This window comes from Lentzea pudingi (genome assembly GCF_014646255.1).
Taxonomy (GTDB): Bacteria; Actinomycetota; Actinomycetes; order Mycobacteriales; family Pseudonocardiaceae; genus Lentzea; species Lentzea pudingi.
Genome location: NZ_BMNC01000013.1, coordinates 36368 through 50111 on the forward strand (window position 1 = coordinate 36368; position 13744 = coordinate 50111).

At 68.9% G+C, this 13744-nt stretch carries 14 protein-coding genes; 4 read left to right on the forward strand and 10 right to left on the reverse strand.

The genetic code is table 11. The features are described from left to right. Window positions 1-8: 8 nt before the first annotated feature. The 7 genes from upp to IEY88_RS32740 form a co-directional block, all read right to left on the reverse strand. Window positions 9-674 carry a uracil phosphoribosyltransferase gene (upp, locus tag IEY88_RS32710; protein WP_229693987.1) on the reverse strand — a complete coding sequence of 222 codons (666 nt, stop codon included), beginning with the start codon at window positions 672-674 and terminating at the stop codon, window positions 9-11. Next, a complete protein-coding gene (locus IEY88_RS32715) occupies window positions 671-1336 on the reverse strand; it encodes an HAD family hydrolase (protein WP_189158772.1) in 666 nt (221 codons plus the stop codon). Before IEY88_RS32715 ends, upp begins: the two co-directional genes overlap by 4 nt. Beyond that, window positions 1333-2253 (reverse strand): pseudouridine-5'-phosphate glycosidase, encoded by a 921-nt coding sequence (locus IEY88_RS32720; protein ID WP_189158773.1) that lies wholly within the window; start codon window positions 2251-2253, stop codon window positions 1333-1335. The genes IEY88_RS32715 and IEY88_RS32720 overlap by 4 nt, the downstream gene beginning before the upstream one ends. A gap of 7 nt (window positions 2254-2260) precedes the next feature. Further along, on the reverse strand, window positions 2261-2485 hold the full coding sequence (locus tag IEY88_RS32725; RefSeq protein ID WP_189158774.1) for a tautomerase family protein: 225 nt from the start codon (window positions 2483-2485) through the stop codon (window positions 2261-2263). A 10-nt stretch (window positions 2486-2495) separates the two neighbouring features. After that, window positions 2496-6359 carry an amino acid adenylation domain-containing protein gene (locus tag IEY88_RS32730; protein ID WP_189158775.1) on the reverse strand — a complete coding sequence of 1288 codons (3864 nt, stop codon included), beginning with the start codon at window positions 6357-6359 and terminating at the stop codon, window positions 2496-2498. 338 nt (window positions 6360-6697) lie between these two features. Then, window positions 6698-6982 carry an Rdx family protein gene (locus IEY88_RS32735; RefSeq protein ID WP_189158776.1) on the reverse strand — a complete coding sequence of 95 codons (285 nt, stop codon included), beginning with the start codon at window positions 6980-6982 and terminating at the stop codon, window positions 6698-6700. Continuing rightward, window positions 6979-7842: a helix-turn-helix domain-containing protein gene (locus IEY88_RS32740; RefSeq protein ID WP_189158777.1), complete on the reverse strand. Its 864-nt coding sequence runs from the start codon at window positions 7840-7842 to the stop codon at window positions 6979-6981. Before IEY88_RS32740 ends, IEY88_RS32735 begins: the two co-directional genes overlap by 4 nt. A 145-nt stretch (window positions 7843-7987) precedes the next feature. Here IEY88_RS32740 and IEY88_RS32745 point away from each other — a divergent pair, with 145 nt between their 5' ends. Further along, entirely contained in the window at window positions 7988-9028 is a 1041-nt protein-coding gene (locus tag IEY88_RS32745) for an NAD(P)-dependent alcohol dehydrogenase (RefSeq protein WP_189158778.1), read from the forward strand. Between the two features lie 19 nt (window positions 9029-9047). On the opposite strand, the gene IEY88_RS32750 is transcribed toward IEY88_RS32745, so the two are convergent. Beyond that, a complete protein-coding gene (locus IEY88_RS32750) occupies window positions 9048-9419 on the reverse strand; it encodes a MerR family transcriptional regulator (RefSeq protein ID WP_189158779.1) in 372 nt (123 codons plus the stop codon). 59 nt (window positions 9420-9478) lie between these two features. Between IEY88_RS32750 and IEY88_RS32755 the strand changes: the two genes are divergently transcribed. Continuing rightward, window positions 9479-10528, forward strand: coding sequence for an alkene reductase (locus tag IEY88_RS32755; protein ID WP_189158780.1), 1050 nt, complete (start codon window positions 9479-9481; stop codon window positions 10526-10528). Here IEY88_RS32755 and IEY88_RS32760 read toward each other — a convergent pair. Beyond that, window positions 10519-11106, reverse strand: coding sequence for a TetR/AcrR family transcriptional regulator (locus IEY88_RS32760; RefSeq protein ID WP_229693988.1), 588 nt, complete (start codon window positions 11104-11106; stop codon window positions 10519-10521). The two genes, IEY88_RS32755 and IEY88_RS32760, sit on opposite strands and share 10 nt — an antisense overlap. Before the next feature lie 94 nt (window positions 11107-11200). Between IEY88_RS32760 and IEY88_RS32765 the strand changes: the two genes are divergently transcribed. Both IEY88_RS32765 and IEY88_RS32770 read left to right on the forward strand, forming a co-directional pair. After that, entirely contained in the window at window positions 11201-11581 is a 381-nt protein-coding gene (locus tag IEY88_RS32765; protein WP_268241276.1) for a nuclear transport factor 2 family protein, read from the forward strand. Further along, entirely contained in the window at window positions 11578-12369 is a 792-nt protein-coding gene (locus IEY88_RS32770) for a Rossmann-fold NAD(P)-binding domain-containing protein (RefSeq protein ID WP_189158783.1), read from the forward strand. The genes IEY88_RS32765 and IEY88_RS32770 overlap by 4 nt, the downstream gene beginning before the upstream one ends. Before the next feature lie 21 nt (window positions 12370-12390). Here IEY88_RS32770 and IEY88_RS32775 read toward each other — a convergent pair whose 3' ends face one another. Continuing rightward, complete coding sequence (locus IEY88_RS32775) at window positions 12391-13722, reverse strand: hypothetical protein (RefSeq protein WP_189158784.1); 1332 nt, start codon at window positions 13720-13722, stop codon at window positions 12391-12393. Between the last annotated feature and the right edge of the window lie 22 nt (window positions 13723-13744).

Consider the following 13744-nt stretch of genomic DNA (forward strand, 5'->3'; position numbering starts at 1 on the left):
CGCCCCCGTCACTTGTCGGTGCCGAAGAACCGGTCGCCGAAATCACCGATGCCGGGCAGCATGTAGGCGTTCTCGTCGAGTCGTTCCTCGATCGCCGACGTCACGATCCGCACCCGCGGGAAGCGCGAGCACACCGCCTCGATGCCCTCCGGCACCGTGATGAAGGTGACGAAGACGATGTTCTCTTCTGACACGCCCCGGTCGAGCAGCACTTGAATCGCCGCGTTGGCGGTGCCACCGGTGGCGAGCATCGGGTCGAGCAGCAGCACGTGCCGGGACGCGATGTCGTCCGGCAGGTTCGAGTAGTAGAGCTGCGGGAGCTTGGTCTTCTTGTCGCGCTGGATGAGGATCTTGCCGATCCGTGCACCCCGCACGACCGCGCGCAACCCTGCCTCCATGCTCTCGCCCGCGCGGATGATCGGGACGCCGACGAGCTTCTCCGCGAACCTCAGCCCGTGGTAGGTCGCGCCGACCGGCGTGGTGACGTCGTGCGGGGTGAACGGCAGCAGGCCGAGGCCGGCCTCGACCAGCAGCCGGTTGATCCGCTCGGTGTAGAAGACGAAGTCCTCGCGGGACACGTCCCGGTCGCGGACGATCGTGTGCAGCGCGCGCAGCTGGTCGTTCTGCGGCAACAGATGCACGTTCTTCTCGAGGTAGGCCTCGATGGAGATCACGAGCACTCCTTGACGGCGGCCACGACGCCTGCGAACGAGTCGACGAGCCAGGTGGGGTTGGCGCTGAGCAGTTGGTCGACGCTGTGCACGCCGTAGGAGACGCCGATCGACGCCATCCCGGCTCCGTGCGCCATCAGGACGTCGTGCGTGGTGTCCCCGACCATGACGGCGTTCCCCGGTGCCACGCCGAGCCTGCGCAGCACCAGGAACCCGGATTCCGGGTCGGGCTTGGGCTTCGAGACCTGGTCCGCGCCGACGACGACGGAGAACTCCTCGCGCAGTCCCGCCGCGGTGAGCAGCGCCTCGGCGTTCACGATGAACTTGCTCGTCGCGACGGCGAGCAGGAAACCGTCCTCCCGCAACGACTGCAGCCCGTCATACACGCCGGGGAACACCAGCTGCGTGGCCATCGGCAGCACGATCCTGCGGAACGTCGACTGGTAGAGCTCGACGCAGGACGCGACGACCGGTTCGTCCTCGGGGAGCCCGAGCACCTTCGCGAACGCGGCCGGCAACGGCAGTCCGATCGTGCCGCGGATCGTCGCGGAGTCCACTGTGGGCAGATCCAGCTGGGTGAACACCGCCGCGAACGTCGTGACGATCCCGCGCGGGGTGTCGACCAGCGTGCCGTCCAGGTCGAAGATCGCGCAACGGTTGCTCATGACGAGAACTCCTTCGCATGGGCGGCGGCCAGCTCACCGGCGACCTCGGCGGTGCTGATCAGCACCGCCATGTTGGCCTTCGCGGAACGGCCCTCCGTCGCACGGTCCACGGCCCGCATGAGGTACTTCGTGATCGCCTGCCCCGACACACCATCACGTTCGGCTCGTGCGACGGCCTTGGTGATCACCGCCTCGACCTCGGCACCGTCGATCGCGTCCGCGTGCTTCGTCGGTGTGGTGACGAGGAACGAGCCGGGGTTGCCGAGCGCCCAGTGGTTCTCGATCGCCTTCGCCAGCAGCGACGGGTCGTCGATGCGGTGCGGTGCGCGCAGACCGCTGGACACGCAGTAGAACGCGGGGAAGTCGTCCGAGCGGTAGGCCACGACCGGAACGCAGTGCGTCTCCAGGAACTCCATCGTGAGCCCCAGGTCGAGGATGTTCTTGGCACCCGCGCAGACCACCGCGACCTTGGACCGGGTGAACTGCACGAGGTCCGACGAGACGTCCATCGTCCGTTCGGCGCCGCGGTGCACGCCGCCGATCCCGGCCGAGGAGAAGAACTTCAGCCCCGCCAGCTCGGCCGCGATCACCGACGACGCGACGGTGGTCGCGCCCATCCCGCCGCGGGCCAGCACGATCGGCAGGTCGCGGCTGCTGACCTTCGGGATCCCCGGTGTGGACGCGAACCTCTCGATGTCGGTCTCGGTGAGGCCGATGAGGATGCGGCCGTTGTCGATGCCGATCGTGGCCGGCACCGAGCCGCTCGCCCGGACCGCGTCCTCGACCCGGCGGGCGGTCTCGGCGTTGTCCGGGTAGTCGAGGCCGTGCGTGATCACGTTGGACTCCAGCGCCACGACGGGCTGCCCCGCCGTGATCGCCTCGGCCACTTCCTCGCTGTAGACAAGGGGAATGTTCATCGGCACCTCAGTAGCTCGGGGTCTTGCGCAGGAGGTGGTGGCGTTCCACGATCTCCGGCGCGTAGACCTGGTCCTGCCACGCCTGCGGCCCGACCGGTTCCAGGGCGATGGACACGACGCCCTCGTCGCAGCCGAACGCCTTGGTCACCGCCTCGGTGATGGCCGTGACCAGCTCGGACGCCTGCTCGTCGTTGAGCGGTGCAGGGAAGTGCTTGATGTTCACGTGCGGCATCGCGTCCTCCTCACGACCGGCCTCCCGCGATGGCGAGGGTGACGGCCTTGGTGACGGCCGCGATGAGCTCGGCCATCTGCGCGTCGGACAGCAGCACCGGCACCTGGGCGATCTCCTGCTGCACGACCGCGTTCTGCTCCATGGACGCCAGCAGCTCGTCGATGTCGGGCTCGCGCAGCAGGCTGTAGTGGTCGGCCCGCAGTTCGACGACGGTCGGGTCGGTGACCGAGAAGCCCTCGCTGCCCTCGATGAACGAGTAGTCGTCGCCCTGCGCCTTGAAGATCGTGAGCGGCGCGGTGATGGTGCGCTCGGCCAGTTCGCTGAAGGTGTACTTGAAGGAGAACGTCTCCGTGACGATCTTGATGATCCGCCGCACGAGCTCGCTGTCGAGGTCGCGGAACTCCGCGCTGACGAACGCCGCGAAGCTGTCCTCGTCCTTCGCGACCTCCAGGCACTTCGAGAGCCGCGCGTCGGTGATGCTGCCCGCGAACACCGAGAACAGGATCGTCACGAACGCGCTGTTGTCGTACGAGGCCTCGTCGCTGTCCCGCTCCGAGCGCACCTTCGGCGATCCCGGCGCGATCAGGTAGAGGTTCTCGACCTGCTCACCGGCCTGCTCCAGCTGGTAGGCCGTCTCGAACGCGACGCGCGCGCCGAAGGAGTAGCCCCACAACGTGTACGGGCCCTGCGGCTGGACCTTCTTGATGGCCTCGATGTCAGCGGCGGCCATCTCGCGGATCGTGCCGTACGGCGTCTCGCCCTCGTTGATGCCGTGGGCCTGCACGCCGTAGAACGGGCGCTCGGAACGGCTTGCGAGCGTGCGCAGGTTCATCGGGTAGCCGCCGAGGCCTGGCCAGCAGAACACCGGCACCGCGTCCCCGTTGGGCTGCAACGGGACCAGTCGCGAGATCGGTCCCTCGTGCAGGCCGTCGACCCGGCGGGAGAGCTGCTCGATCGTCGGCGACTCGAACAGCACCTGCAGCGGCAGGCTCGTGCCGAAGTCCTTGTTGATGCGGTTGACCAGGCCGACCGCGATCAGCGAGTTGCCGCCGGTCTCGAAGAAGTCGTCGTGCGTCGAGACGGTCTCGCGCTTCATCAGCTTCTTCCACATCTCGCTGATGCGGCGCTCGGTGATGGTGCGCGGTGCGACGAACGGGCGGTCCTGGTCGTCGACGTTGGTCTTGTCCGACGCCTCCAGGGCCTTGACGTCGATCTTGCCGTTGGCGGAGAGCGGCAGCCTGTCGAGGACCACGACCTTGTTGGGGATCATGTAGTCCGGCAGGAAGTTCACCAGGTCGTCCCGGATGAGCTCGGCCGGGCCCTTCATGTGGACGACGTCCTCCTTCATCCCGGGGCTGCGGCGCTGGTCGTAGGAGACCTTGCCGCCCAGGAAGAAGTACGACGGGCCGCCGTCCTCACCGATGTCGTTCAGGAGGCTGTTGATGCGCTTGGCCGACGGCAGGTCGTTCTCCGACTTCGAGCTGTACCCCGACGACATGAAGCCGAGGTCGACGTCGTTGGCGGACAACCGGTGCATGGTCCGGCCGAGGTCGACGTACCGGCGCCAGTCCTCAGTGGACCGGCTGACGGCCGTGACACCGAAGCTCGCCCGCTCGTAGACCGCCTGGTTGATCGCGATGACGTGCTTGCGCAGCACCAGTTCGTCCGACACCCGCTCGAACTCGCCGTCCGCGTACCGGTACTGGCCGCCGGGCAGGTTCGCGACGCGGCCGGGGTGCGTCTGGACGTAGACGTCGACGTCGTCCTCGCGGACGCCGGTGTAGGCGCACAGTTCGAACGTGCCGAGGTAGTAGTCCTCGTCGGCGACGTCGAGCTGTTCCTTGGTCTCCGGCGTGTACGCGGCGGCCGTGATGTCGAGGCCGTAACCCGGCAGGACCTCCTCGAAGAGGCCGACCATGTGGCCGGTCTCGATCTCCAGGACCTCCTGGATGTTGTTGAGGTACACCGACTCGATCGCGGCCTTGCGCCCGATGAAGTGCAGTTTCGCCTTGGCCTCGAAGCTCTCCGGCAGCGACGAGATCAGCACGAGCTGGTGGCGCAGCGGGTGGTAGTAGTACAGCCCGGCCGGCAGCCCCGCGATGTGGTGCAGCTCCAGGTGGAGCTGGGTCGCGTAGAGCGAACCCGGTGACGCGTAGCCGTACTTGGGCAGCAGCCGCTGGTCGCTGAAGTGCGCGCCGAAGTAGCGCAGGATCTCGCCCAGCTCGGAGACGTGGATGGTCTTCGGGTCCTTGGATCCGGCCCCGATCGGCTTGCGTTCCAGCAACCTCTGGAGGTCGGCGTCGGTGACCTGGCCGCCCTCGTAGAACCTGTAGGACTTGCGGCTGAAGACGACCTTGCGCTGCAGGCAGCTCGCTTCCTCACCGGGCAGCTCGAAGCTCTGCCGGCCACCGAGGTCGTCGCGCACGCCGGGGTTCGACAGCTGCGCGCGGACCTGCAGGCGGCTCGACTTCGACTGGTGGTGCGACCCGGCGTTGCCCTGGTCCATCAGGGCGGCTTCCTTGGGGTTCAGCTCGACGCACGCGATCAGGTTCTGGAACCCGGTGCGCTCGTCCTCCTTGACGATCACCGCCGCGTTGCGCACCCAGTCGTGCGTCTCGATCGCGAGCCGGATCTCGTCCAGCTCGACCCGGTACCCGCGCAGCTTGACCTGGCTGTCGGCGCGTCCGGCGAACTGCACCGTGCCGTCGAGGTTCTGCGTCACGAGGTCGCCGGTGCGGAACATGCCGTCCACGAACCGTTCCTCGGTCAGCTCCGGCTGGTGCAGGTAGCCGCGGGCGACCTGGATGCCGCCGATGTAGAGCTCACCGATCTCGCCCGGCGTGACCAGGTCGCGGTTCTCGTCGAGCACCAGGTACGTCGTCTGCGCCACCGGCAGGCCGATCGAGATGGACTTCGGTGCCTCGGCGAGCTCGGCGGGGTCGACCACGTGCGATGACGAGTTGATCGTCGTCTCGGTGGGGCCGTAGAGGTTGATGAGCCTGACGTTCGGCATGTCCGCGACGAACGCCTGGGCCAGCGTGCGGGACAACGCCTCGCCACCGCTGAAGACCTGCTTCAGCGACGTGACGGTGTGGAACTCCTCGGTGTCGATCAACGCCTGGAGCAGCGTCGGCACGCACTGCAGCGTCGTGACACCCTGCTCGCGCATGGTCTCGATCAGCATCTCGGGGTCGCGGTAGATGCCGGGACGGCCCATCACGACGGTGCTGCCGACCGCGGGGGCGAGGATCTCCCACTGCGCGGCGTCGAAGCTCATCGGCGTCTTCTGCACCACGCGCTTCGTGCCGTCGATGGCGTGCACGTCGTGCAGCCACAGCATCTGGTTGACGATGCTGCGGTGTTCGATCATCACGCCCTTGGGCCGGCCGGTGCTGCCCGAGGTGTAGATGATGTACGCGAGACTCGTGTGCGCGGGGGAGAAGCCGTCGTCGAACGCCTCGTCGCAGTCGTCGAGGGTGACGATCCTCGTGGTGGCGGGCGCGAGTTCGGCCAGGCGCTGCTTCAGGGCGGGCTGCGTCACGACGACCTTCGTGCGCGAGTCCTCGATCATGTACCGGAGCCGCTCTTCCGGGTACTCCGGGCTCAGCGGCAGGTAGGCGCCGCCGGCGCACAGGATTCCCCACGCTCCGACCACGAGGTCCAGCGACGGCTCCACGAACATGCCGACGCAGTCGTCCTCGCTGATGCCGAGTCGTCTCAGATGCGTGGCCAGCGCGGAACTCTGCTCGAACAGTTCGCCGTAGGTGATGCTGTCCTCACCGAAGACGACGGCCGTGCGATCAGGGTGTTCCTCGACCTGCTTGCGCAGCAGGTCGGGGAGGCAGCCGCCGTCCACTTCAGCTTCGTGCGACATCTCTGAAATCCCCCAAGCGGTCGGCGGGCATGAGTGGGTGCGAGCGCGTTCTTGGTTAGTTGAAGAACGTATGAGCGACGGCTCGAAACCCACTGGAGCGGTACGCCTGGTGGACAGCCGCAGAGGTCTACCGGAACAGCCTTGAACCACACCGGAATTCCACCCGCTGGGACGGTGGTTCGGTGGCGAATGGTTACCGCACCGTCCACAATGGTGTGGAGTTGACGCCGGCCTGAGCCCAGCACCCGGACGAGGCGGTGTTCCGCGTGGAGACCGAGTTCACCAGCCGCCAGGGCGGTTTTCCGGCGGCACGACGGACGGCCTGATCACCGCTGTGGTCAGGAGTTCTTGCGATCGGTGTGGCCCAGCGAACGCTCTGGCGCCACCCGGTCGCGCACGAGCTGCTTGAGCACGGCGAGGTCCGGGAAGCCCTCCTGAACCTTGCGCGACCACAGGGTCTCGCCGTCGAGCCGCACGTCGAACACGCCTCCGGTACCGGGGATCAGCGCGACCTCGCCCAGTTCGGCGGTGAACGTCGTCAGCAGCTCCTGCGCGGTCCAGCCCGCACGCAGCAGCCAGCGGCACTGCGTGCAGTACTCGATCTCCAGACGCGGTGTTCTCACGCCTTAGTAGTAACAGACGGCGTCGCGCCCGCACCCCAGTTGGCCAGCAGCTGCAGGCCCTCGGCGGACGGGGTGCCCGGTTCGGCGTGGTAGGTGCTCAGGAACATGCCGGGCTCGTTCGGCATGCGCAGCGTCTCGTACGAGAGCGTCAGCTCGCCCACCAGAGGATGCTTGAGCACCTTCGTGCCGAAGCTCTTCTCCTTGACCTCGTGCGCGGCCCAGAGCTGGCGGAAGAGCTCGCTCTTCAGCGACAGCTCGCCGATCAGCGCGGCCAGTTCCGGGTCGTTCGAGCAGCAGGCGGCGTCGGAGCGCAGGAACGCGACGATGTCGGCGGCCTTGTTCTCCCAGTTGACGAAGAGGCCCTGGTACTCGGGCCGCAGGAAGATCAGGCGCGCCCAGTTGCGGTCTCGTGGCGCGAGCCGGCCCCAGTCGCCGAACAGGGCCGCGGCCATCGGGTTCCACGCGAGGATGTCGGTGCGCCGGCCGCCGATGTACGCGGGTACGGCGATGCCTTCGAGCAGGTGCCGCAGCGCCGGGCGGACCGTCGCACGCGGCTCGGCCTTCTTCTTCTGCGGCTTGCTGCGGGTCAGGTTGCCCAGGTAGTCGCGTTCGGCGTCGGTCAGGCGCAACGCGCGGGCGATCGAGTCCAGGACCTCGGTCGAGACGTTGCGGCCGTTGCCCTGCTCCAGGCGCGTGTAGTACGCCACGGAGACGCCCGCGAGCTGCGCCAGTTCCTCGCGGCGCAGGCCTGGCACGCGGCGGGCGCGGCCGTACTGGGGGAGCCCGACGTCGTCAGGGGACAGCCGGGCGCGGCGGCTGCGCAGGAAGTCGCTCAGCTCGGTGCGCGGGTCGACGGTCATGCACCCGAGTATCCCCGCGCCGTCCACGTCGTGCCTGCTACTGCTGGTGGTAGGCACGGCAGACATACGAAAACCAGGTGTCTGGGCAACCCTCACGAACGCGAGCAGTGTCGTCATCGACACGACGAACCGAGGAGAGACCCTGATGAGCACCGTCGCTGCCTACGCCGCTCCCGCACCCAAGGCACCGCTGGAGCGCACCACCATCGAGCGCCGTGCGGTCGGCGCGCACGACGTCCTGATCGACATCAAGTTCGCGGGCATCTGCCACTCCGACATCCACCAGGTCGACGAGGGCTGGGGCCAGGGGATCTTCCCGATGGTCCCCGGTCACGAGATCGCCGGCGTGGTCGTCGAGGTCGGTTCCGAGGTCACCCGCCACGCCGTCGGTGACCGGGTCGGGGTCGGCTGCATGGTCGACTCGTGCCGCGAGTGCGAGTTCTGCCTGCGCGGGCTGGAGCAGTACTGCGCCAACGGCAACACGATGACCTACAACGGCATCGACCGCCGCGGCGACGTCACGTACGGCGGCTACTCGCAGCAGATCGTGGTCGACGAGAACTACGTCGTGCGCATCCCGGACGCGCTGCCGCTCGACGTGGCCGCGCCGCTGCTGTGCGCCGGCATCACGCTCTACTCGCCGCTCAAGCACTGGGGCGTCGCGCCGGGCAAGAAGGTCGCCGTCGTCGGCCTCGGCGGGCTGGGCCACATGGGCGTGAAGATCGCGGCCGCGCTCGGCGCCGAGGTCACCGTGCTGTCGCAGTCGTTGCGCAAGAAGGACGACGGGCTCGGGCTCGGCGCCCAGGACTACCGCGCCACCAGCGACCCGGCCACGTTCACCGAGCTGGCGGGCAAGTTCGACGTCATCGTCTCCACGGTGTCCGCGCCGCTGGACTTCACCGCCTACCTCGGCCTGCTCAAGACCGACGGTGCCCTGGTGAACGTCGGCGCGCCCGAGGAGCCGGTCTCGATCAACCTGTTCGGGCTGCTCGGCGGACGCAAGACGCTCGCCGGCTCGATGATCGGCGGCATCGCCGAGACCCAGGAGATGCTGGACTTCTGTGCCGAGCACGGCCTGGGCGCGGAGATCGAGCTGATCGACGCCGACCAGGTCAACACCGCCTACGAGCGCGTGAAGTCGAGCGACGTGCGGTACCGGTTCGTGATCGACACCGCCACGATCTGAGACCCGCTGCCGTGCCCGCTCACTGGGGCGGGCACGGCTTCCCGGTCGCGTACGCCGTCGTGGCGCCCGCGATCACCCTGTCGAGCTGCAGGAGGGTCTCCTGCAGCTCTTCGATCTGCCGCACCACCGACGAGCGGTGGCCGTGCAGCTTGGACAGCACCTCCGGCGCAGCCACCCCCGTCACCACGCACGGCAGCATCTCCAGGATCGACGCGCTGGAGATCCCGGCGCCGTAGAGCTGCTGGATGAGCCGCACCCTGGCGACGGCGTTGTCCTCGTACCGCCGCTGCCCGCTCCCGCTGCGTTCGGAGGCGAGAAGCCCCTGCTCTTCGTAGTAGCGCAACGCGCGCACGCTCACGCCCGTGCGTTCCGCCAGCTCACCGATGCGCATGAGACCTCCGCCACAAAAGCTACCTCTGACGTCAACGTCAGGTTTCTAGCGTAGCTCTCATGCTTCTCAGCAGCTACCGACTCGGAAACCTGACCCTGCCCAACCGCCTCGTGATGGCGCCGATGACCCGCGCACGGGCCGTTGACGGCAAACCGACCGAGGCCACGGCCACCTACTACGCCCAGCGCGCCACGGCCGGGCTGATCGTCACCGAAGGCGTGCATCCGAACGCGGTCGGCCAGGCCGGTCCGTTCATGCCCGGTATCCACACCGACGACCAGGTCAAGGCCTGGCGACTGGTCACCGACGCCGTGCACGCCAACGGCGGCCGCATCTTCGCCCAGCTCATGCACGGTGGCCGGATCGGGCACCCCGACGTCGCCGGGCACCACCCCGTCGGTCCGTCGGCGATCGCGGCCGGCACCGAGGTCTTCACCCCGTCCGGCATGACGTCCGCACCCGTCCCGCGCGCCCTGGAGACGGCGGAGGTGGCGGAGCAGGTCCAGGCGTTCGCCGGCGCGGCACGGCGGGCCGTCGACGCCGGGTTCGACGGCGTGGAGCTGCACGGCGCCAACGGGTACCTGATCCAGCAGTTCCTGTCCTCCAGTGCGAACGAGCGCACGGACCGCTACGGCGGCTCGACCACCGGCCGCATCCGGTTCGCCGTCGAGGCGGTCGAGGCCGTGGCGGACGCCATCGGAGCGGACCGCGTCGGCATCCGGCTCTCACCCGGCGGTGAGATCCAGGGCATCGTCGAGGAGGACGTGCCCGTGCTCTACGGCGAGCTGCTCAAAGCGTTGCCGGACATCGCGTACGTCCACGTGCTGGCCACTGTGGACGACGAGGCGTTGATGGAACTGCGCAAGGCCTGGCCGACCGCGTTCATCCTCAACCCCGGTGGCCAGATCGGCCCGGTCGAGGGCACGCGCGAGCAGGGCGAGCGCTGGCTCGCCAACGGCGCCGACCTCATCAGCTACGGCCGCGCCTACATCGGCAACCCCGACCTCGTCGAACGCTTCCGGCTGGGCCTGCCGCTCGCCGGCGCCGACCGCGACACCTGGTTCCAGACGCCGAACGGGTACGTCGACTACCCGAGCTATCAGCACTGAAGCGCGCGCAGCAGGTGGTCGACGAGTCGTTCGAGGTAGTCGGGCTCGATGCCGGCACGGCGGACCGACAGGCGCCAGTAGACCGGCGCCGCGACGAGGTCCAGCGCGATCTCGAAGTCGAGGTCCGCGGGTAGCTCGCCCCGGCCGACCGCCCGTTGCAACGTCACCGCGCCGAGCGCGCGCCGGGGTTCACCGATCGTCGCCGCGATCGCCTCGGACAGCGCCGGATTGCGCACGGCCTCGGCGGTGAGGTCGGGCAGGATCGTGGCGAACCGGGGGTGCGTCAGCCAGTCGTGCACCGCCGTGACCGTGGCCAGCAGGTCGCCGCGCAACGACCCGGTGTCCGGCACCTCGGCCAATGGCACGGAGAACTCCGACAGCGCCGCCACCACCATGTCCTGTTTGGACGGCCACCGCCGGTACAGCGCGCTTTTGCCGACCTCCGCGCGCTTGGCCACGGCCTCCATCGACAACCGGCCGTAGCCGTGCAGGGCGAGCTCGTCGAACACGGCGTCGGTGATCGCCTGTGTCACCTGGGGCTGCAGGACGGCGGCGCCGGTCGGGGTGCGCTTGGTCATGGCGCACATCATAGGACTGGACGAGACGGTCCCGTCCCGCCTAACGTGGAGGACGGGACGGAACCGTCTCGTCCATTTCTCTCGGAGGGCTTCCGTGGACCTCATCCCGAAGGCGCTGCAACTGCTGCTCGACAAGGACATGATCGGCTTCACCGGCCTGTGGGCCGAGGACGGCGTGATGGAGTTCCCGTTCGCGCCTCCCGGCTGGCCCGCCAGGGTGGACGGCCGGGCCGCCATCGAGGACTACCTGCGCGGCTACCCGGAGATGCTCGACATCCAGGGCTTCCCGAAGCAGGTCGTGCACCGGACGACCGACCCGGACGTGCTGATCGCCGAGTTCGACGCCGAGGGCGTGGTGGTCGCGACCGGCAAGCCGTACCGGGCCTCGTACATCGCGGTGATCACGACCCGCGACGGCGAGATCGCGCACTACCGCGACTACTGGAACCCGTTGCTGGCGCAGGAGATCGCGTGACCACGTTGATCATCGGCGGCACCGGCACGACCGGCAGCCGCCTCGCCTCGTTGCTGCCCGACGCCCGCGTGGGCACCAGGAAACCTGTGCGGGACAACCACGTCCGGTTCGACTGGGACGTACCCGCGACGTTTGAGCACGCGCTGGACGGGATAAGAAACGTCTACCTGATCCCCCCGATCGGGGTCGTCGACCCCGTTCCGGTGGTCGAGGCGCTGCTCGCTCGAGCGCGGCTCGTGCGGCGAGTGGTACTGCTGAGCTCGTCCGCGGTGCCGGAGAGCGCCACGGGGATGGGCGCTCTCCCCGCACTCGTGCGCGCCCTGCCGGAGTGGGCGGTGCTGCGCCCGTCGTGGTTCATGCAGAACTTCACCGGCGAACACCAGCTCGCGGCCGGTGTGCGCGCGGGCGAGATCGTCACGGCCACCGGTGCCGGCCGGGTCGGGTTCGTCGACGCCGCCGACATCGCCACGGTGGCCGCACGCGCCCTGACGGATCCGTTGCCGCACAACACCGACCACCTGATCACCGGCCCGGAGGCGTTGAGCTACGCCGAAGCCGCCGCGATCATCACCGAGGTCACCGGCAAGCCCGTGCGGCACCGTTCGGTGAGCACCGCCGAGATGACCGAGCGCTTCGCCGCCACGCTGCCCCGTGACTTCGCCGCGCTCCTGGCCCGGCTCGACGAGGACATCCGCGGCGGTGCCGAGGACCGGGTCACCACGACCGTGCCGGACGTGACGGGCAGGCCCGCGGGTTCGTTCCGGGACTTCGTCAGGCAGAACTCGTAGCGGGTCCGAAGTGGACGGTGCTCAGCGCACCGATTCGCAGGGCACGACGAAGAACCAGTCCTGGGGCTCGTGCTCCAGCCGTGCCTCCGGTGCCCCGGCGGCACAGTTCGCACGAGCCCTCGCCAGGCTCTCGTCCCACGGGATGCCCGTCAGCACCGTCTTCGGCACCCGCAGGTGGGCGAAGATGCTGACCACCACCAGCAATCCGATCAGGTACCGGCTGCCCATCACCACCACGCGTTCCCACGTCCTCGCCGGCGTCGCGTCGAGGCCCACGAAGATCGCGGTGAACAGGAACAGGCACGGCGCGATGCTGTAGCGCTGCCCGGCCATCACGGCCTCGGGGGCCTGCACCTGCAGGGCGGCGGACCAGTTCAGCACCAGGCACGCGACGACGACGATCACGCTGTACGCGCCGGCGACCAGCAGCAGCGTCCGCCCGGCCCGGTCACCGAACCGCAGGCCCGCCGCGATCGGCACGGCCGCGGCCAGCAGAGCCGCGAGGATCAGCAGGTTGCCCTGTGCCGGGTAGAACTGGCTGACCCGCTCCGAGCCCGTGAACGCCACCACGGGCACCCGCAGCAGGCTCGCCAGGAACACCTGCACGGGGTCGACCGCGTCGTGCGAGTACGGCGTCCGCGACGCGAACACCATCGTCAGGCCCTGCACGACCAGCGCGCCGAGGAACGCGATCGGCACGACCCTGCGCGGCTGGAAGAGCCGTACGAGCGCGATCGGCGCCAGGACGAACACCAGCGGGCTCGACAGGGCGGCGAGGACCACGAACAACGCGATCGGCACGCGCGGGGCGTTGCGCCACAACAACGCCCAGAAGGCGCCGTAGAGCAGGAACCAGTGCAGGTTCGCCATGTTGTTCAAGGTCTCGGAGTTGCCCGCCGGCAGCACGACGACCAGGGCCGCCAGCGCGAACCGCAGCGGCGCCGACCTCAGGTATGGCTTCGAGGCCGCGAACGTGATCAGCGCGATCGACGCCCGCAACACCGCCGCGCAGATCGCGAACCCGGCGGCCGTCCACTCGATCGGCAGCAACGCGACCAGCTGCGCGACCAGGCGCGGCAACGCGTGCAGGTAGCCGCCGTAGGGGTCGACCAGGTTCTCCAGCACCGGCGAGCGCACCGCGTCGACCATGAACCGGGCGCCGTCCTCGGCCCACAGGTGGTCGAGCCGGGACCAGCCGGGCGGGATGAGCAGCAGGAACGCCAGCGCACCCACGAAGGCGGCCGTCATGCCGAGCCACGTGAGCTCGTGCCGCGGCTCGTCCGGCAGCGGCACGACGCTGTCCGCGAGCGCCCCGGTCCGTTGTGCTGTCATGACCACCAGTCGGTCCCCCATGTCCGATCGACCTCGGGGAGAA